The organism is Burkholderia metallica, from assembly GCF_902832845.1.
Lineage (GTDB): Bacteria > Pseudomonadota > Gammaproteobacteria > Burkholderiales > Burkholderiaceae > Burkholderia > Burkholderia metallica.
This window is the reverse complement of the sequence record NZ_CADFDB010000001.1, coordinates 973,251-991,501: the sequence shown is the minus strand read 5'-3', so window position 1 is coordinate 991,501 and position 18,251 is coordinate 973,251. Positions and strand designations below refer to the sequence as shown.

15 protein-coding genes and 2 pseudogenes are annotated in these 18,251 nt (G+C 69.2%); 11 read left to right on the top strand and 6 right to left on the bottom strand.

Annotation, left to right across the window (positions count from 1 at the left end; genetic code table 11):
* Positions 1-106 precede the first annotated feature (106 nt).
* The gene (locus HWX08_RS04350) at positions 107-541 is read right to left on the bottom strand and encodes a hypothetical protein (RefSeq protein ID WP_174919455.1); all 435 of its coding nucleotides are present in this window, start codon (positions 539-541) and stop codon (positions 107-109) included.
* A 553-nt stretch (positions 542-1,094) separates the two neighbouring features.
* Here HWX08_RS04350 and HWX08_RS04345 point away from each other — a divergent pair.
* Together HWX08_RS04345 and HWX08_RS04340 are read left to right on the top strand one after the other, a co-directional pair.
* Entirely contained in the window at positions 1,095-1,352 is a 258-nt protein-coding gene (locus HWX08_RS04345; protein ID WP_174919497.1) for a DUF3562 domain-containing protein, read from the top strand.
* 331 nt (positions 1,353-1,683) lie between these two features.
* The gene (locus HWX08_RS04340) at positions 1,684-3,483 is read left to right on the top strand and encodes a methyl-accepting chemotaxis protein (protein WP_174919454.1); all 1,800 of its coding nucleotides are present in this window, start codon (positions 1,684-1,686) and stop codon (positions 3,481-3,483) included.
* A gap of 45 nt (positions 3,484-3,528) precedes the next feature.
* Here HWX08_RS04340 and HWX08_RS04335 read toward each other — a convergent pair.
* A pseudogene (locus HWX08_RS04335) lies at positions 3,529-4,567 on the bottom strand (sigma-54 interaction domain-containing protein).
* A 393-nt stretch (positions 4,568-4,960) separates the two neighbouring features.
* Between HWX08_RS04335 and HWX08_RS04330 the strand changes: the two are divergent.
* The 3 genes from HWX08_RS04330 to HWX08_RS04320 all read left to right on the top strand — a co-directional run bounded on the left by HWX08_RS04330 (position 4,961) and on the right by HWX08_RS04320 (position 8,256).
* Positions 4,961-6,961, top strand: a complete 2,001-nt coding sequence (locus HWX08_RS04330; RefSeq protein WP_174919452.1) for a hybrid sensor histidine kinase/response regulator — start codon at positions 4,961-4,963, stop codon at positions 6,959-6,961.
* Between the two features lie 49 nt (positions 6,962-7,010).
* Positions 7,011-7,421 (top strand): BON domain-containing protein, encoded by a 411-nt coding sequence (locus HWX08_RS04325; protein WP_174919451.1) that lies wholly within the window; start codon positions 7,011-7,013, stop codon positions 7,419-7,421.
* A 223-nt stretch (positions 7,422-7,644) separates the two neighbouring features.
* Positions 7,645-8,256, top strand: coding sequence for a DUF4142 domain-containing protein (locus HWX08_RS04320; protein ID WP_174919450.1), 612 nt, complete (start codon positions 7,645-7,647; stop codon positions 8,254-8,256).
* 18 nt (positions 8,257-8,274) lie between these two features.
* On the opposite strand, the gene HWX08_RS04315 is transcribed toward HWX08_RS04320, so the two are convergent.
* The 3 genes from HWX08_RS04315 to HWX08_RS04305 form a co-directional block, all read right to left on the bottom strand.
* Complete coding sequence (locus HWX08_RS04315; protein ID WP_174919449.1) at positions 8,275-8,769, bottom strand: PRC-barrel domain-containing protein; 495 nt, start codon at positions 8,767-8,769, stop codon at positions 8,275-8,277.
* Between the two features lie 59 nt (positions 8,770-8,828).
* Positions 8,829-9,260: a CBS domain-containing protein gene (locus tag HWX08_RS04310; RefSeq protein ID WP_174919448.1), complete on the bottom strand. Its 432-nt coding sequence runs from the start codon at positions 9,258-9,260 to the stop codon at positions 8,829-8,831.
* Positions 9,261-9,600: 340 nt separating this feature from the next.
* Complete coding sequence (locus HWX08_RS04305; RefSeq protein ID WP_174919447.1) at positions 9,601-9,849, bottom strand: hypothetical protein; 249 nt, start codon at positions 9,847-9,849, stop codon at positions 9,601-9,603.
* A 142-nt stretch (positions 9,850-9,991) separates the two neighbouring features.
* Between HWX08_RS04305 and HWX08_RS04300 the strand changes: the two are divergent.
* The 5 genes and pseudogenes from HWX08_RS04300 to HWX08_RS04280 form a co-directional block, all read left to right on the top strand.
* Positions 9,992-10,288: pseudogene (locus HWX08_RS04300) on the top strand (hypothetical protein); the annotation flags it as partial.
* A gap of 318 nt (positions 10,289-10,606) precedes the next feature.
* On the top strand, positions 10,607-10,918 hold the full coding sequence (locus HWX08_RS04295) for an ATP-binding protein (protein ID WP_069259897.1): 312 nt from the start codon (positions 10,607-10,609) through the stop codon (positions 10,916-10,918).
* 205 nt (positions 10,919-11,123) lie between these two features.
* Positions 11,124-12,002, top strand: coding sequence for a MipA/OmpV family protein (locus tag HWX08_RS04290; RefSeq protein ID WP_069259898.1), 879 nt, complete (start codon positions 11,124-11,126; stop codon positions 12,000-12,002).
* Positions 12,003-12,098: 96 nt separating this feature from the next.
* A complete protein-coding gene (locus tag HWX08_RS04285) occupies positions 12,099-13,793 on the top strand; it encodes a VRR-NUC domain-containing protein (RefSeq protein ID WP_174919446.1) in 1,695 nt (564 codons plus the stop codon).
* Positions 13,790-16,090, top strand: a complete 2,301-nt coding sequence (locus HWX08_RS04280; RefSeq protein ID WP_174919445.1) for an ATP-dependent DNA helicase — start codon at positions 13,790-13,792, stop codon at positions 16,088-16,090. The genes HWX08_RS04285 and HWX08_RS04280 overlap by 4 nt, the downstream gene beginning before the upstream one ends.
* A 60-nt stretch (positions 16,091-16,150) precedes the next feature.
* On the opposite strand, the gene HWX08_RS04275 is transcribed toward HWX08_RS04280, so the two are convergent.
* Positions 16,151-16,921, bottom strand: coding sequence for an IclR family transcriptional regulator domain-containing protein (locus tag HWX08_RS04275; protein ID WP_069259901.1), 771 nt, complete (start codon positions 16,919-16,921; stop codon positions 16,151-16,153).
* Between the two features lie 677 nt (positions 16,922-17,598).
* Between HWX08_RS04275 and HWX08_RS04270 the strand changes: the two genes are divergently transcribed.
* The gene (locus HWX08_RS04270) at positions 17,599-18,204 is read left to right on the top strand and encodes a hypothetical protein (RefSeq protein WP_174919444.1); all 606 of its coding nucleotides are present in this window, start codon (positions 17,599-17,601) and stop codon (positions 18,202-18,204) included.
* The last annotated feature ends 47 nt before the right edge of the window (positions 18,205-18,251 follow it).

Below are 18,251 nucleotides of genomic sequence, written 5' to 3'. Positions count from 1 at the left end.
GCGCACCGCTACCGTCGCACTGGCACGGCGTGCGGCGTGCGCTACCGAAGTTGCGCAGTGCGCAACCGCTGCATGGCGTCGTGCCGTGCAGCGGCGGTTCGCACTTTCAGGTGGAGCGAAGCATCGCGCGCAGGTCGTGCCGTCGGGCCGTGCTGCGGCGCGCCCGCAGGCGCTGGCGCGCGACATGCAGCGGCGCGCATGCGCTGCACGTGCGGTTGCGCAGGCGGTTCGCATGCGGCCAGCCGGCGCGTGCGTTGCGGCGCGGCTCCGCGGCAAGCGGCGCGCCGGCTTCGGCGCGCGCACGGAGCGCCGCGGCGAACCGTTGCAACGCGAGCACCGAGCCCGCGACGCTCTGGTATTTTTCGCGGCCGATCTGCCCGTCGAGCGTGACGAGCAAACCGGCCTCGCGTGCGAGCGCCAGCAAGGTATCGAGATCGTCGGACGGCCGGTTGCCGGTCGGCTCGGCCCGGGCGGGCAGGGCGCGCGAATTGCCCGGCGCGCGCCGCTGGCCGCCCCGGCCCGGGAAGTTGTGATGTGTCATGGTAGGTCTCCCTGCGCCGGGCCCCGCATGCCGGCTCGACGGCCGGCTGGGCGATGACCCGCATGAACGTTTCGTTCATGTCTCCAGTATCGTGCGGCGACCGTGGGCTGCCAAGCAGCGCGTGCCGAAGTCGCTGTCAGGGATTACGCGGTGCGTATCGGAATCCGCTGACACGCGGGCGACCTCGGCAGCCCGGGCGAGGGTCCGGCCCGTTCATTCCGACGAATGGGCCGCGCGTGGCAGACGTCGCTTGACGCATGATTTCGGCCGGTCTAAGTTCGCGAATGCATCGGCGTCGCGCGGCGTTCCATCGTTCGCCCGCCGGCCGGTGCCGCCCCCGGGGTGGGGCGGCAGGGCTTCCAGTCTCGTTCGCGCGCAGTTCGGCGCGACGAATCACGCGCGGCCGGTTCGGGAACGAATCGGCACGGCGGCACGCAACGTGCCGTTGATCGCGCGCAAACTTGCGTCGGCGCATCGTACGCCGCGCTGTCATTCAGTCTTCAAGCATCCGGTACCTTCTTCTTTTCGTTCCTCGACCGTCAGGAGTCCGTCGATGTCCAAGGACAATTTGCTCGATTCACTCAAGGAAGCCGCCCGACAGCGTGCGATCGGTTCGGATCAGTTGCGAGCGATGCTCGACGACGAAGTGCGCGCGCTGTCGTCCGATGCGCGGGTGCACGATTACATCCATGTGTTCGCGATCCGGCACCTGCGCGACCGGATGCGTCAGCAGGACGAACTCGACCGCGATACGCGGCGGGCCGACGCCCCTTCGGCGGAAAACGATCCGCGTCCGAGCCATCGTCTGTGACGGGGTGCGCTGCGGGCGTGACGCGATCCGCCATTCGGCCCTGATCGATCGTCATGCCTGTGCGGGCGACGAACCGCCCCGTTGCGACGCCCATTCTTATCGCCGTGCCCGGGTTTCCCGGACCCGTCGCTGCACCCGGCGGCGCGCGTGCCTGCGCCCGAGCCCCGTGCCGCACGGATGCGGCCATCCTGACGATTCCCTGACAACCGGCGTCGCGTTTCGTCATACCTTTCACTGAATTGTCACGGCAGCCTCAAGTAAGCGGCGTGAATGCCGTTTACCCGGTGAATTCGTCCACCGGGCGTTCGCGCTCCCTTACCGAGTCGTTGCCATGTTCTCGTCCATCCGCGCCCGCATTCTCGCCGCGTGCGTCGCCATCGTCGTATTCGCGCTCGTCGCCACCACGCTCATCAACTACTTCATCGCGCGCTCGTACAACGACGACGCGATCGACCGCAACCTGACCTCCGTCGCCAGCGGACACGTGGTCGGGATCGCCGACTGGGTCGCCACCCGCAGCCGGATGATCGCGTCGTTGCAGGATGCCGCGCTCGCGCCCGATCCGCTGCCGGTGTTCAAGCAGATGGCCACGGCCGGCGGCTTCACGAACGTCTACGCGGGCTACGCCGACAAGACGTTCCATTTCTCCGACCCGACCGGGATTCCGTCCGACTACGACCCGACCGGCCGCCCGTGGTACAAGCAGGCCGCGCAGGCCGGCAAGCCGGTCGTCACGCCGCCTTACGTCGACGCCGGCACGGGTAACCTCGTCGTCACGTTCGCGGTGCCGATCCTGCGCGACGGCGCGCTGAAGGGCGTCGTCGCCGCCGACGTCGCGATGGACACCGTGATCGCGAACGTGAAGTCGATCCATCCGACGCCCGCGAGCTTCGGCATGTTGATCGACAGCACCGGCCACGTGGTCGCGCACCCGGACCCGAAGCTCACGCTGAAGCCGGTGGCCGACGTGTCGCCCGAACTCGGTGCGACGAACGGCGCGACGATCGCGGCCGCGACCGCGCCCGTCGAGGTGAGCGTCGGCGGCGACGCGAAGCTGGTGCGCGCGCGCGCCGTGCCGGGCACCGACTGGTACGCGCTGGTGCTGCTCGACAAGAACGACGCGACGGCCGGGATGCGCTCGCTGCTGACCGCGTCGCTGATCACGCTGCTCGTGATCGTCGGCGTTGCGTCGCTGATCATCGGCGCGATCACCGCGACCGCGTTCCGCCGCCTGTCGCAAGTGCGCCAGGCGATGGCCGCGATCGGCTCGGGCGCCGGCGACCTGACGCAGCGCCTGCCGGCCGACGGCCGCGACGAAGTGGCCGACATCGCCCGCTCGTTCAACAGCTTCGTCGACAAGCTGAACGACGTGATGCGCCAGATCCGCGATGCGAGCGAATCGGTGCGCACGGCCGCGAACGAGATCGCGGCGGGCAACCAGGACCTGTCGTCGCGCACCGAATCGGCGGCGGCGAGCCTCCAGCAAACGGCTGCGTCGATGGAAGAGATCACCGCGACCGTCGGCCAGTCGGCGGCGGCTGCCGGCCAGGCCGACGAGCGTGCGGCGGCCGCATCGCGGATCGCGTCGCATGGCGGCGTGGTCGTGTCGGACGTCGTCGCGACGATGGAGAAGATCGAGGAAGCGTCGGGCCGGATCGGCGACATCATCGGCGTGATCGACGGGATCGCGTTCCAGACCAACATCCTCGCGCTGAACGCGGCCGTCGAAGCGGCGCGCGCGGGCGAGCAGGGCCGCGGCTTCGCGGTCGTCGCGCAGGAAGTGCGCAGCCTCGCGCAGCGCAGCGCGCAGGCCGCGCGCGAAGTGAAGGTGCTGGTCGAATCGACGGTCGCGAGCGTGTCGGCCGGGTCGGGCCAGGTGCGTCAGGCCGGCGACACGATGCGCGAGATCGTCTCCAACGTGTCGAACGTGACGACGATCATCTCCGAGATCACGCACGCGGCGAACGAGCAGACGCGCGGCATCCAGGAAGTGAATCGCGCGGTCACGCAGCTCGACGAAATGGTGCAGCAGAACGCGGCGCTCGTCGAACAGTCGACCGCCGCGGCGACCGCGCTGCAGTCGCAGGCGAATGCACTGGCGACGACGGTCGGGCGGTTCAAGGTCGCGTAACGGCGGCGCGCGTCGCGCGGCGGGCAGGAACGCCGGCCGCGCCGCTCACGAGCAGCCGTTCTCGCGCATCAGCGCGAGCCGGTTGTAGAGCGTTTTCAGGCTGATCCCGAGCGCTTTCGCGGCGCGCGGCTTGTTGCCGTCGAAGTGGTGCAGCGTCGCCGCGATGAAGCGCTGCTGCGCATGATGCAGCGTCGCGCCGAGCGGCAGCGCCATCGTGTTTTCCGACAGGCGCGCGCTCGGCATCGCCGGCTTCGGCAGCGTGACGTCGATGCTTTCGTCCGACAGGATGTACGCGCGCTCGATCGTGTTGTGCAGCTCGCGCACGTTGCCGGGCCACGAATACGCGCGCAGCGCCGCGATCGCCGCTTCGGTCAGCCGCTTGTGCGCGTGGTGCCGCGCGTTGAGCGCGTCGACGAACTCCTGCGCGATCGTCTCGACGTCGCCGTCGCGCTGGCGCAGCGGCGGCACGTACAGCGCAAACGCGGCGAGACGATAGAACAGATCTTCTCGCAGCCGGCCGTCGCGCACCGCGTCGGCCGGGTTGTGGCGCGTGGCCGACACGATGCGCACGTCGAGCGGAATCGGCTCGGTGCCGCCCACCCGGACGATCACGTTCGATTCGAGCGCGCGCAGCAGTTTGACCTGCAGCGGCGCGGGCATCTCCGCGATCTCGTCGAGCAGCAGCGTGCCGCCGCACGCGGCTTCGAAGAAACCTTCCCGCTGCGCGATCGCGCCGGTGAAGCTGCCTTTCTCGTGCCCGAACAACTGCGATTCCGCGATATCGGGCGGAATCGCGCCGCAGTTCACGGGCACGAACGGGCCGTCCCGCCGCGTGCTGAGATCGTGCAGCCGGCGCGCGACGATATCCTTGCCGACCCCGCTTTCGCCGGCAATCATCACGCTGGCGCGGGTAGGCGCAATTTTTTCGATGCGATCGAGCAATATGCGCATCGCGGACGATTGGCCGGACAGCTGGCGACCGTCTGCGCGCTGCTTTGCTCGGTTGGTGGTATCTCCCATTCGATGTCGGCGGGCCGTTTTGAAAATCGGCACCACACGTTCCTGTGATTGCAATATTTATCATCGACAGCGAAACGACAGCGAAGGTGCCGCGAGATAGAAATTTCCAATCTGCACGTCGGGGACGGAAGGAACAGACCATCACGTTGCGGCGCGAATCGCGACCCTGCCGCGCGACTCACGCACGCGGCCGCATCGGTGCTTTTTTACAGTCATCCGATGAAAAAGCCGGTTGCGGCCATCACGCATGGGGGCGGCTCGCGACGCGGGCCGCGACTCGACCGGCCGTGGTCCGCCCGGACAGACACGTACGCAGGCGGCGGGAGCCGCCACGGCGCGCATCGGGCATGGCGCTTGCTGATGGCACCGTGCTCGCCCGGTACGCTCGACGGCAGGCTGGATGCTCGATACGCGGCATGTCGCCGTTAGACGGCAGCCGGTGCGCGGCAAGGATGCAATGAGAATACTGTCCCGTGATCTGTTGCGGCAGGGTGCATGGGTCGTGCTGGCCGTTGGGCTGGCGTCCGCGCTTCAGGCGTGGGCGGTTCACGTCGTCGGCGAGCACGCGCCGTTTGCGCCGCTGCCTTTCTACGCCGGTGTGGCGGCTGCCGCATGGCTGACGTCGTTCGGCGGCGGCCTGGCCGCGATCGCCGCGAGCGTGGCCGTGATCGGCACGCTGTGGTGGCGCGATGTGTCGCTGGCCACGCTGCTCGTGCAGGCCGGTGCCTTCGTCGCGATCGGCTTCGTCGAGTGCGTGCTCGTGGCGGCCGTTAAACCGCTGCTCGCGAATGATCGGCTGGGGGAAATCGACGACGACGGCGACGCCGCCTCGCACGAACCGCATCGCGAGCCGGCGCCGCTCGCACGCGAGCCCGCCGCCGTCCCGGACGACGGGCTGCTGCGCAGTGTGGTCGACGCATCGCCCGATGCGATCGTCGCGGTCGATGCCGCGCGCCGGATCACGAACTGGAATCCGTCCGCGCAACGGATCTTCGGCATCGCTCCCGCGCAGGCCATCGGACGCGACATCGCCGCGATGATCGCGCCGCGCTGGTTGCGGCGCCATCCGTTGCCCGCGTCGTTCGCGAGTCTGCGCGCAGCGGTCGGCCCGCTCGACGTGCTGTGCGTGCGGCCCGACGGCAGCCGCTTTCGCGCGACCGTCGCCGCGTCGCCGATCGTCGATGCGCAGGGCAACTGCACGGGCCTGTCGATGACGCTGCGCGAAGCGCGCGAACGCCGCCGCGACGAGCGGCTCAACCTGCGCTCGCTGCGCGGCGCGCGCGACGCACGTGCGCAGGCCGATACGGCGAACCGGCTGAAGGACGAGCTGCTGGCCACCGTATCGCACGAACTGCGTACGCCGCTGAACGTGATCTACGGCTGGGTCGAGGTTCTGCGCAACGTCAATGGTCAGGATCTCGCGCAACAGGCGGTCGATGCGATCGATCGCAGCGCGCGTTCGTTGTCGCACATGGTGGCCGACCTGCTCGATGCGTCATCGCTCGCGACGGGCCGGTTGCGCCTCGAGCGCGTGCCGGTGGATCTCGTGCGGATCGTGCGCGATGCCACGCGCGAACTCGACGCGACGGCGCGGGCGAGCGGGCTCGATCTGTCGTCCGAATACGAGATGGCAACCTGCGTGATTCCGGCAGACCGCGAGCGCGTGCGTCAGGTCCTGTCGAACCTGCTGTCGAATGCGATCAAGTTCACGCCGCCGGGCGGCCGCATCGTCGTGTCGCTGACCCGTGCGGGCGAGCGCGTGCGGCTGTCGGTCGCCGATACGGGGCAGGGGATCGCGCCGGAATACCTGCCGCACCTGTTCGACACGTTCAGCCGGCCCGGGCGCGCGATCGCGTCGCCGGAGCGCGGCCTCGGGCTCGGCCTGTCGATCGTGCGCAACATCGTGCAACTGCATGGCGGCGGAGTCGTCGCGACGAGCGCCGGCCCCGGGCGCGGGACGACCGTCACGGTCACGCTGCCGGCCGGCTGGGACGCGGACGATCCGGCCGGGAACCGGATGCATCCGGCCGGCGCACCCGGCACGGTATCGCTCGACGGCCAGCGCGTGCTCGTCGTCGACGACGACGCGACGTCGCGCGCGAGCCTCGCCGCGGCACTCGAAACGATGGGCGCGCAGGTGTTGACCGCGCAGTCGGGGCACGACGCGCTCGACGTGATGGAACGGCAGACGCCGAACGTCGTGCTGTCGGATCTCGCGATGCCGGACGGCGACGGCTTCTGGCTGCTCGACCGCATTCGTGATCTGCCGGGCGACGGCGGCCAACTGCCCGTCGTCGCGGTCACCGCGCACGCCGGCAATGCGGACCGGCACCGCGTGATGGCCGCCGGCTTCAACGGGTATCTGTGCAAGCCGGTGGACATGCCGACGCTCGCGAGCGTGATCGCCGATGTCGCACCGGATGTCGCGGACGTCCGGAAGAAAACCCGCCGTGGGTAGCGGCCGGCGCAGGCGCTCGCGCGGTTCGTCCACGAGAACAGGAGGCGCGATGAACGCAACGGAAAGGACGCAGTATGGCGACACGCGCGGCCGGCCGCCTGGCCCGGCCCGCATGCCGTCGGTCGTGTCGGCCGCGCTCATCGCGGTGCTGTCGTGCGCGTGGGTCGCCACACCGCGCGACGTATCGGCCGAGGAGGGCGTCGGCGCGAAGCTCGAACATCAGGCGTCGGCCGTCGGCGGGCAGATCCGCGATGCGACGCTCGCGTCGCGCATCCGGGCGGCGCTCGTCGCCGAACGCGGACTGGCATCCGACGACATCGACGTCCAGGTCCATCAACGCGTGGCCGAACTGACGGGCAGCGTGCCCGACGAACGGCAGCGTGCGACCGCGATTCGCGTGGCGCACGACATCGACGGCGTGAGCGGTGTGCGCGACAGGCTGCAGATCCGCCGGAAGTAACGGATGCGCGGGCTGGCACCGGGTTGATTGGCGCGCCGCTCGTCGGCGGCTAGGTGGGCGCGCACGTGACGTGGCGCACGACGATGCTCGCTGCCGGCGTGCTGTCGGTGGAGCATGCCAAGGGCGTTGAGTGCAAGGATGCGTGGACCGAATTCTTCACGTCGTCCCGTGTGAGGGCAGCCGGTACGCCCGGCCCGCTCCGTCGCGACATACGGAGGTGCGGATGAAAACGAATCGAACCTGCCGGCCGGCGGCGATCGTGCTGACCGCGACCGTCGGCGCACTGGCCGTCGCGTTTCCGCCTGCACGGGCGGCGCCCGCTTCGTCGGCCCAGGTCGCACCGGGCGTCATTCGTCCGGGGACGACCGCCGACGAGGCCGGCATCACGCAGCGGCCGACCGGCATCGACGTCGAATTCGTCGACAAGGCCGGCATGCTCGGCAAGGTGGTGCAGCAGGCCAGCCAGCTCGCGCTCGAGCACTCGTCGAATCCGGACGTGAAGGGCTTCGCGCGCCGGATGGTCGACGATCAAGGCCGGATCGCGGGCGAACTGCGGCGGCTGGGCGCGGCCAAGGGCGTACCGGTGCAGTCGCGGATGCTCGTCGATCCGGGCGTGACCGCGCTGCGAACCCGGGACGGCCACGCGTTCGACACGGCCTATGTCGCGCTGGCCGGCCCGAATGCACACGAAGCGGCGCTCCGGCTGTACGAAGCCGAGGCGCGCGACGGCCGCGATCCGCAGCTTCGCGCGTTCGCGGCCGACACGTTGCCGGCGCTGAAAGCGCATCTGGCCGCCGCCCGGGAACTCGAACGGAAGGTGGCGGCTGCGCACTGACCGTCGGGGTTCGCGCCGCTACCGCTTGGCGTCTTCAGGGCCGCCGGGCGACGCTTCGTACGGCGGCGAGTCGAGCGCCGTTTCGCCTTCCTCGATCAGCCAGTACGGCGAACTGCCGTAGTACGCATGCAGCGCTTCGGCCCAGTCCGGATCGGCCATGGCCGGCCAGCGGCTCCGGTCGAAGCCGGGGGCTTCGCGCACGCGTTCGGTGGCGACGGGCAGCACGAAGCATTTGCGCGCGACGTCGAGCGCGAGCACGTTCCACGGCACCGCGAGCAGCTTGTCGCCGATGCGCCGCAGGCCGGCCGACGACACGACCGCATACGCGATCCGGCCTGAACGCACGTCGAGCATGATGCTGGCCACCTGGCCGATGTCGTCGCCGTCGATGGTCAGCACGCGATCGCCTTCGAGCGTGCGGGCGGCCATCACGTCGGGCCCCGGCCCGCCGCCGGTCTTGCGACGGTTGCCGACGATGCGCGCGTTCTCGCGCGGCGATCTGTCCGTTGTCATCGAACACCTCCTGGTCGACGCGCTACCCGGGCGGGCGACGCGACATGAACGGATGCCGGTCAGCGCCGGCGCGGCAGCGACACGTCCTCGAGCGTATTGGCCAGTTCGTCGCGCTCGGGGCCGCCCGCGCGGGTCGCGATGTCGCCGAGCGACACGATGCCGACGAGCCGCCGGTTGCGGTCGAGCACCGGCATCCGATGCAGTTGCACGTCGGCCATCCGTTGCTGGACCTCGCCGACGCCGTCGTCCTCGACGCACCATTGCACGGGCCTGGACGCGACCGTCTGCACGGGCGTATCGGGCGAATGGCCGTGCGACAGTCCGCGCACCGCGAGGTCGCGGTCGGTCACGATCGCGACGAGCTCGGCGCCGTCGCAAACGGGCAGCACGCCGATATCGAAGCGGCGCATCAATTCGGCCGCATGGCGAATCGTGTCGGTCGGCGCGACGCACACCACGTCGCGCGACATGATCTCGGTGACGCGATACATGAACGCCTCCTTCGTGAGCGGGACGAACCGGAAGCAGATCGCGTGCCGCGCGCATCCGGCGCGCGCCGGGCGTCCACCGCCGGGCGACGGAGAAATTTGCGCGCCCGCTTGTACATCTTCCACGGCGGCAGCCGCGCACCAGCGGCGACGGGCGTCAGTGGCCGACGCCCGTCATCGCGACGATCGCGAGCACCACTGCGCTTTCGATCGCCGCCAGCGCCGCCACGCCGGCGGCGCCGCTGATTTCGTGCCATCTTCGTTCAAGGCGTTTCATCGGATCATCTCCGGATTGCTCCGGCGCGCCGCTGCGCCGCCGCGCAGTGCAGGCCGGGTGCCGCCGTCAGCCGTGATCGCGGGGCGGTGAAGGAACGTGCGGCGGGCGGCGTTCGTGCCCGCCGGACGGCTTGGCAGGGTCGATACGGGTCGCGCCGCCAACGGCGGGCGGGTCGCTGGCCGGAAACGTCTCTTCGAGCCCCTCGTCGATGCGTTCCTCCGTCTTGTCTTTGGACGGCGGGCGCGACGTGGCGAGCCGGAGCCTGACGGCAGCCGATGACACGGCGTCGTGGCGGCCGGTGGCGAGATCGGTCATGGTCGAACCTCCCTGGGTCTGGGGACCAGGCGCAAGCGCCGTGCCGACGCGATGCCGGTGGCACGACGCCCGCACATCGGCGAAACCGCACGGGGCGCGGCACAGCATCGCGCGGCGGCGGGGTGGGCGAGAGGACATCTTGATGAACGCATTCAAGAAAAGAATACGTTACGACGCGATCGTATGCGGCGGCGATTTTTCGCGCGGGCGCGAATGCTTCGACACGTGGAAGCGCGAATCGCGGGTCTGTCGGCCCGGGCGGCGAATGTTCGACGACACGGACGAGGTACGCGAACTGAACGACACCGTCTGCGACGGCCCCAATCGCGCTCAGCGGGCGCTCGTCGCGGAATGCGAGCCGTCGGAACGGTTCTCGCATCGCGCGATGCGGTCGATCGCGGCGGGGCGTGCGATAGGGCGCGTGATGGCCGCATACGACGAAGAAGCGGCGACAGGGGGCGGATCATCGCGGCCGGGGAGCAGGCACGCCGCTTGCGCGCGGTGGCCGCCCTATCGAGCGGCGCGCGCCGTCGCGCAGGAGAGACATGAAGACACCATTCACGCTGCACCGCCCCGAGCCGACGACTCCCGACGTCGAGCCGGACCCGCCGCCGCCCGGGCATGACGACCCGGTCGATCCGCCGGTGCCCGACGAGCCGCCCCAGGGCGACCCGCCGTCGCACCCGCCGCCGATACGGATGCCGGACGGCGGCCCGTCACAACCCGCCGCGCGAACATTGAAAAAAGGAGGACCATCATGGACATTCACGTGCAATCGCCGGACAAGCGCGCGATCGCCCAGGTGCTGGGCCGCTATTTCGAATCGCGCTCGTTGCACTCTCACATCGAGGAACTGCCGGGCGGCGTGCTGCAGATCGGCTTTCGCGCGAGCGGCCGCCCGGTCGCCGTCACCGTTTCGTTCGACGATGCCGCGTACGACACCTATACGCACTGGGATGCGAGCCAGAAGCAGCTCGCGCTTGGACGGCTCGCCGAAGGTTTTTCGCGGATGATGTCGTCGCGCAGCCCGGCCGCGCTCGCCGGCGACTATCACGTCGAGCGATTCTGATTCCGCCACACTTCGCCGGCCGCTGCCGGCACACGGCAAAGTGCCCGCGTGTAGCGGGCGCTTTGCGTCTGTGCGCGGCTCGCGTAGGATATTCGTTAATTCAGCGCACGCTACGTTCGCGCCGCGGAGTGCCAACCGCTGCAGCCGAAAAGCGCGATGCGCTTTCCTTCAGATTCGTATCGCGCAACCGACGGGGATTCCCTTGATGACTGTTGCTCGCCCTTTGCTGTCGCCCGGCGCACGCCGGTTCCTGTCCGGTGTATCGGCATGCGCGGCGCTCGCCGCGGCCGGCGCCCGCGACGCGTCGGCCCAGACGCCTTCGCCGCTCGGCGAGTGGCAATACTCGGCCGGCGTGCCGCTCCGGAAGCTGTACGACCCGAACATCTCCACCTGGGATGTCAGCGTGGGTGCCGCGATGACGCTGCAGCCGCGCTATGCGGGCTCCGACCGTTATCGCGTGATGGGCGGCCCGAATGTCGACGTGCGCTATCGCGACCTGTTCTTCCTGTCGACGGGCGAGGGGCTCGGCGCGAACGTGCTGCGCGGGCAGAACTGGCGCGTGAGCCTGTCCGTCGGTTACGACCTCGGGCGCCGTTCCGCCGACGACGACCAGCACCTGCACGGCCTCGACAACATCAACGCGGCGCCGGTGATGAAGCTCGCGGCCGATTACGTGATCTCGAAGGATTTCCCGCTCGTGCTGCGCGCGGATATCCGTCGCAGCATCGGCGGCTCGAACGGCTGGGTCGGCGATTTCTCCGCGTACATGCCGCTGCCGGGCAGCAACGAACATTTCTTCTGGTTCGCGGGGCCGACCGTGTCGTTCGCCGATTCACGCTACATGAACAGCTGGTTCGGCGTGAACCAGGGTGCCGCCGCCCGTTCGGGGCTGCCGGCCTATTCGTCGGGAGCGGGGATGAAGTCGTACGGCGCGGGCGTGACGATGGCGTGGTTCGTGAACAAGCATTGGTTCGTCACGATCGACGGGGCGATCGAGCAACTGGTCGGCCGCGCCGCGCGCAGCCCGATCACGCAGAAGTCGACCAACGGCGTGTTCGACATGTCGGTGAATTACCAGTTCTGATCGCGACCGGGCAGCAGGCGTCCGATGGGGCGTGCGGCATTTCCCGTCACATTTGATATGATTCCGACCTGTACAAATGTACAGTGATCGATCACCGTGACGCCTGCTTCGCCCACGCCCCCGGCGTTTTACTACCTGACCAATTTCGAACGCGCGCTGGCCTGGCTCGGCGAGCGTTACGACGACCTGTTCGACGCGCACGAGCACGCGTTCGTCCGGCAGTTCGCGACGCTGCCGCAAGTGTCGCGCGCGCTGCTCGTCCGGATGCTGATGCGCAACGGGTCCGACTTCCGCGCGAGCAAGCTCGTGTACGAAGAAATCGGCTGCGCGCTCGCCGCCGCTGCGCCGCTCGTCGAACTCGGCTGGGTCGATCCGGCGCCCGCGCTGACGCTCGACGAGCTGTTCGCGCTGTCGACCAAGGCCGAGCTGCTGCGCATCTTCCCGGCGCTTGCCGCGCATGCGGGCGAGCGCAAACCCGAATGGCTCGAACGGCTGCGGCCCGCGCACGACGTCGCGCAGCCGCTTCAGGCGTGGTGTGCGCAGGCCGGCGACTGCGTGCTGCGCGTGACCATCGACGCGCTGTGCGACCGGCTGCGCCTGATGTTCTTCGGCAATCTGCATCAGGACTGGAGCGAATTCGTGCTCGCCGATCTCGGCGTGTTCCAGTATGAAAGCGTGCCGATCGCCCCGTCGTCGCGCGCGTTCCAGCAGCGCGGCGACGTCGACGCGTATCTTGCGCTGCAGACGTGCCGCGATGCGCTCGACGCATGGCCCGACGATCTGCCGTTCGACGATCTGGTGCGCGCGATCGACGCGGTCGGCTGCGCGCAGCCGTGGCTCGCGATGCGTCGCGCGAAGCTGCTGTTCGCACTCGGGCAGACGTGCGAACGCCGGGCCGACTGGGACGGCGCGCTCGACGCGTATGCGCGCAGCGCGTGGCCCGGCAGCCGCCATCGGCGCATCCGCGTGCTCGAACGCTGCGGGCGCCACGACGACGCGCTCGCGCTGGCGCTCGACGCACGCGGCGGTTTCGAGAGCGACGAGGAGCGCCAGCGTGTCGGGCGCATGCTGCCGCGCCTGCAGCGCCGGCTGGGGCAGCGTGTCGAACCTGCTGCGCCCGTGGCGGACGTGCCGCGCGAGACGCTCGTGATCGCGCGCCCCGACACGTTCGTCAGCGTCGAATTCGCGGTGCGCGACCATCTCGCGCAACCGGCGTCGCCGGTCCACTACGTCGAGAACACACTGATCAATTCGCTGTTCGGGCTGCTGTGCTGGGAGCCCGTGTTCGCCGCGGTGCCCGGTGCGTTCTTCCATCCGTTCCAGCGCGGCCCGGCCGACCTGCACGCGCCCGATTTCGCCGCGCGCCGTGCGGACGCGTTCGCCGCGTGCTTCGCGCAACTCGATTCGGGCGCCTATCGCGACACGATCCGCCGGCATTTCGCGACGAAGGCGGGCCTGCAATCGCCGTTCGTGTTCTGGGGCGTGCTGAGCGACGAACTGCTCGACGAGGCGCTCGCGTGCCTGCCGCCCGAGCATCTGCGGCTGTGGTTCACGCGCCTGCTCGCGGATATCCGCAGCAACCGTTCGGGACTGCCCGATCTCGTTCGCTTCTGGCCCCGCGAGCGCCGCTACGAGCTGGTCGAGGTGAAAGGCCCCGGCGACCGCCTGCAGGACAACCAGACCCGCTGGCTCGCGTACTGCGTCGCGCACGGCATTCCGGTGCGCGTGATCGACGTCGAGTGGGCCGGCGAAGGCGTCGTGCACGCCGAAGCGGCGGGACTGTCCGCATGAGCTACGTCGTCGCGGTGCGGGCGATGTGCGAGTTCACCGCGCGACGCGGCGATCTCGACCTGCGCTTCACACCCGCGCCGACCGCGCTCGAAGGCATCGCCGGCCACGGTGCGGTCACGTCGAATCGAGGCGCACGCTACGAAACCGAGATCGCGCTCACGGGCACGTGGGGCACGCTCACCGTGCGCGGGCGTGCGGACGGCTACGATCCGGTCGCGAAGCGCCTCGAGGAAATCAAGACCTATCGCGGCAGCCTTGATGCGATGCCGGACAACCACCGCGCGCTGCACTGGGCGCAGGCGAAGGTCTACGCGCACCTGATGTGCGAGGCGCGCGGCCTCCGGGAAATCGACGTCGCGCTCGTCTATTTCGACATCGTGTCCGAGCGCGAGACCGTGCTGACGCAAACGCTGGGGGCGGCCGAGCTCGCGGCGTTCTTCGCCGAGCAGTGTGCGTGCTTCGTCGGCTGGGCCGAGCGCGAGACGGCCCACCGCGCGGCGCGCGATGCGGCGCTGCGTGCGCTCGCGTTTCCGCACGGGCAGTTCCGCAGCGGCCAGCGCGAGCTGGCGGTGGCCGTCTATCGCGCGGCACGCAACGAGCGTTGCCTGATGGCGCAGGCGCCGACCGGCATCGGCAAGACGCTCGGCACCGTGTTTCCGCTGCTGAAGGCGTGCGGCGAGGGCGAGCTCGATCACGTGTACTTCCTGACCGCGAAAACGCCCGGCCGCGCACTCGCGCTCGAAGCCGCGACGACGCTCGGCGCCGGCACGCCCGCGCTGCCGCTGCGCGTGCTGGAACTCGTCGCGCGCGACAAGGCGTGCGAGCATCCGGACAGCGCGTGCCATGGCGAATCGTGTCCGCTCGCGAAGGGTTTCTACGACCGGCTGCCGGCCGCGCGCGATGCGGCGATCGAGGCCGGGCTGCTCGCGCGCGATACCGTGCGCGCGGCGGCGCTTGCGCACGACGTCTGCCCGTACTACTTGTCGCAGGAGCTGGCGCGCTGGTCCGACATGGTGATCGGCGACTACAACTACTACTACGACGGCAGCGCGATGCTGCACACGCTCGCGCAGCAGAACCAGTGGCGCGTCGGCGTTCTCGTCGACGAAGCGCACAACCTGCTCGATCGCGCGCGCAAGATGTACAGCGCGTCGCTCGATCCGTTCGCGTTCGCGGCTGCGCGCGAGGCCGCGCCCGCCGCGCTGCGCAAGGCGTTCGACCGGCTCGCCCGCGCGTGGGGCACGGTCAATCGCGCGCAGGCCGCGCGCTATGCCGCGTACCCGGAGATACCGGGCCCGATCGTGTCGGCCGTGCAGAATCTCGTCGCGGCGATCGGCGAACACCTGACCGACGCGCCGCGCGCGAACGGCGACGTACTGCTGCGGTTTCATTTCGAGGCGATCCAGTTCGGCGTGCTGGCCGAAGCGTTCGACCGCGCATCGATCTTCGACGTCACGCTGCACGGCGAACCGATGCCGCGCCAGCCGGCGCTCGACGGCGTTGCGTCGGCCGGCCGCCGGCGCCGCGTCCAGTCGACGCTGTGCGTGCGCAACGTGATTCCGGCCGGCTTTCTCGCGTCGCGCTACGAAGCCGCCCGCGCGACCGTGCTGTTCTCGGGCACGCTCAGCCCGTTCCATTTCTACCGCGACACGCTCGGGTTGCCCGGCGACACGGGCTGGCTCGACGTCGACGGGCCGTTTCGCGCCGAGCAACTGACGGTGCGCGTCGCGAGCCACGTGTCGACGCGCTGGCGCGACCGCGACCGTTCGCTCGAACCGATCGTCGACCTGATCGCCGCGCAATACGCGACGCGTCCCGGCAACTACCTCGGCTTCCTGAGCAGCTTCGACTACCTGGGGCGCGTGGTCGCGCTGATGCAGACGCGGCATCCGGACGTGCCCGTGTGGGCGCAGGCGCCCGGGATGGCCGAAAGCGAGCGCGACGCGTTTCTCGCGCGCTTCGATGCGGGCGGGCGCGGCGTCGGCTTCGCGGTGCTGGGCGGTGCGTTCTCGGAAGGGGTGGACCTGGTCGGCGAGCGGCTGATCGGCGCGTTCATCGCGACGCTCGGGTTGCCGCAGGTCAACGACGTCAACGAGCAGATGCGGCAGACGATGGACGCGCGCTTCGGCAACGGCTACGACTACATGTACCTGTATCCGGGCTTGCAGAAGGTCGTGCAGGCGGCCGGGCGCGTGATCCGCACCGAGCACGACGAAGGCGTCGTGCATCTGATCGACGATCGTTACCGGCGGCGCGAAGTGCGCGATCTGCTGCCGCGGTGGTGGCGGATCGGTTGAAGGTGACGGTGACGCTGCGCGGCCCGTGCCGGCGCGCGGCTTTCGCGTCGCCGCGCATCGCTACAGCACGTTGAGCATCGCGAGCGCGGCTTCCTGCAGGTGCGGCAGCACGCGCCGCACGGCCGCGTCGGTCGTCTCCGCGCCGATCGGCATGTTCGTGCTCAGCGCGGCGACCACTTCGCCGTGGCGATTCTTCAGCGGCACCGCGATCCCGCGCACGCCGACCTGCAATTGCTGTTCGATCGCCGCGAAACCGGCGTCGCGGGCGCGGTCGACCTGTTCGAGCAGGCGCGCCTTGTTGGTGATCGTGTGCGGCGTGAACGGCGGCAGTTCGGTGTCGTCGAGCCACGCGCGCACGGCTTCCCGATCGGGATGGTGGGCGAGCAGCACGACGCCCGGCGACGTCAGCGGCGCCGGCACGCGCGCGCCGAGCACGAAACCGGTCGTCATCACGCGCGACACGCCGTTGCGCGCGATGAACACGAGTTCCCAGCCATCCAGCACGCTCACGTACGCCGACTCGTTCAGCGATGCGCTCAATTGCTGCAGATAGGGCTGGACCGTGCGCGGCAGGCGCGCCGAATCGAAGTACGACCAGCCGACCCGCAGCACGCGCGGCGTGAGGCCGTACAGCTTGCCGTCCGTGTACACGTAGCCGAGCGATTCGAGCGTCAGCAGGTAGCGCCGCGCGGCGGTGCGCGTGAGGCCGGTGCGCGCGGCGGCCTGGGTCGGCGTCATGCGCGCGTGCTGGCTGTCGAACGCTTCGAGGATCGCCAGGCCTTTTTCGAGGCCGGCAATCCAGTCGCGTCGGTCGAGTTCGGGCTTTTTCATCGTCGGATGGGGCGTCGTGGTGTGCGGTAATCGTGCGGGAGTGAGCGATTATCGCGCGACTTCTCGGGCGACGGGGTGCACTGAGCCCGTAGGTCTGCCATTCGGCCAGCTTGGCAGATGACCTATACGATCGAAAATGCAGTTCTGACGGAGGCTGCATGCAGGTTGCAAAGTGGGATATCGTCGCCCATTCGCGGTACTCCGTAATGCACCGCGATTCATCCACGTACGTCACGCCCGACATGCGCGAAACATGCTCCGCTGCGAAGCTTCGCAGACGGGCAAGCTGCTGCTGTTTCGTCTTTGTCAGATCTCCATGTTTGACGAAGAAGTGAGCGCTTTCCACGTAGGCCAATTGCTCGACGTTGCCGGTGAGGTAAGCGTCTATCCAGACTTCGCGTGTCGGCAGCAAGTCGAATTCAGGTTCCATGCGGTTAGAGGAAGGCAGGTGGCACGATCGATTCCGGATCGCAGTCGGAGGCATTGTCGGTTTCGAGTTTCCCGAAGCCGGGAATTGAAAATCGCAGACTCGGAAACAGGACGTTAGAATCCCCGGCTCGGTGAATTCGGGCAATTGGGCGAGTACGAATCTGGTGTGAGTCGATTCCCGCCTCGCGCGCCTGTCCGTCAGGCGAACACGACATCCGATCCGGCGCCGCCATCGACCGAAACTGGACATGAAAATTCGAGCATCCCTGTTTGTCGCGTACGTCGCGTTCGTACCGTTGCTGGCCGCAGCCAATCCTTCGGCGGACACGGTGTTGTCGCACCCGACCGTCGACGTCCGCGCCTGGCCGCGCATGGCGTCACCGGCATTCGGTTGTACGCTGGAAAAGACCTTCGGCTACCGTGACAAGCGTTTCAACTGCGCGCTGAAGCACTACAAGAACACCGGCGATGCGTGCAGGAACACGACGACTTACTACGAAGGCCCGGCGTTCCCCGACCTGCTCGCGGCACGCGTGCATCCGCTCGCGACGAAGGTCGATCTCGACTGGGAGCAAGGCCGGCTGCAGATGGTCACCGTCACGCTCAAGGGCACGTGGAACGAAGCGGACGTGCGCAAGGCGTTCGGGCTGCCACGCGCGGAAGGGCGCAAGCTGACCGACGCGGAACGGCGGATGGAGCCGGACAACCTGATGGACACGAGTGTCCAGTATCCGTCCCGCCCAACCGACGACAGCCTCGCGCGGCGGCCGAGCAACCCCGCACGCGGGACGACCGCGGTGATGCTTTACGGTTTCGACCACATGGGCGCGGGCGACGTCGATTGCGGGGAATGACGCTTCACGGGTGGGACAGCCGGCCGAGCCGGCTGACGGGCGGGGGA

Excerpts from the sequence above, each read along its gene's own strand:
- HWX08_RS04350 (WP_174919455.1), bottom strand. The coding sequence starts at position 541 with ATGACACATCACAACTTCCCGGGCCGGGGCGGCCAGCGGCGCGCGCCG.
- HWX08_RS04345 (WP_174919497.1), top strand. The coding sequence starts at position 1,095 with ATGTCCAAGGACAATTTGCTCGATTCACTCAAGGAAGCCGCCCGACAG.
- HWX08_RS04340 (WP_174919454.1), top strand. The coding sequence starts at position 1,684 with ATGTTCTCGTCCATCCGCGCCCGCATTCTCGCCGCGTGCGTCGCCATC.
- HWX08_RS04330 (WP_174919452.1), top strand. The coding sequence starts at position 4,961 with ATGAGAATACTGTCCCGTGATCTGTTGCGGCAGGGTGCATGGGTCGTG.
- HWX08_RS04325 (WP_174919451.1), top strand. The coding sequence starts at position 7,011 with ATGAACGCAACGGAAAGGACGCAGTATGGCGACACGCGCGGCCGGCCG.
- HWX08_RS04320 (WP_174919450.1), top strand. The coding sequence starts at position 7,645 with ATGAAAACGAATCGAACCTGCCGGCCGGCGGCGATCGTGCTGACCGCG.
- HWX08_RS04315 (WP_174919449.1), bottom strand. The coding sequence starts at position 8,769 with ATGACAACGGACAGATCGCCGCGCGAGAACGCGCGCATCGTCGGCAAC.
- HWX08_RS04310 (WP_174919448.1), bottom strand. The coding sequence starts at position 9,260 with ATGTATCGCGTCACCGAGATCATGTCGCGCGACGTGGTGTGCGTCGCG.
- HWX08_RS04305 (WP_174919447.1), bottom strand. The coding sequence starts at position 9,849 with ATGACCGATCTCGCCACCGGCCGCCACGACGCCGTGTCATCGGCTGCC.
- HWX08_RS04295 (WP_069259897.1), top strand. The coding sequence starts at position 10,607 with ATGGACATTCACGTGCAATCGCCGGACAAGCGCGCGATCGCCCAGGTG.
- HWX08_RS04290 (WP_069259898.1), top strand. The coding sequence starts at position 11,124 with ATGACTGTTGCTCGCCCTTTGCTGTCGCCCGGCGCACGCCGGTTCCTG.
- HWX08_RS04280 (WP_174919445.1), top strand. The coding sequence starts at position 13,790 with ATGAGCTACGTCGTCGCGGTGCGGGCGATGTGCGAGTTCACCGCGCGA.
- HWX08_RS04275 (WP_069259901.1), bottom strand. The coding sequence starts at position 16,921 with ATGAAAAAGCCCGAACTCGACCGACGCGACTGGATTGCCGGCCTCGAA.
- HWX08_RS04270 (WP_174919444.1), top strand. The coding sequence starts at position 17,599 with ATGAAAATTCGAGCATCCCTGTTTGTCGCGTACGTCGCGTTCGTACCG.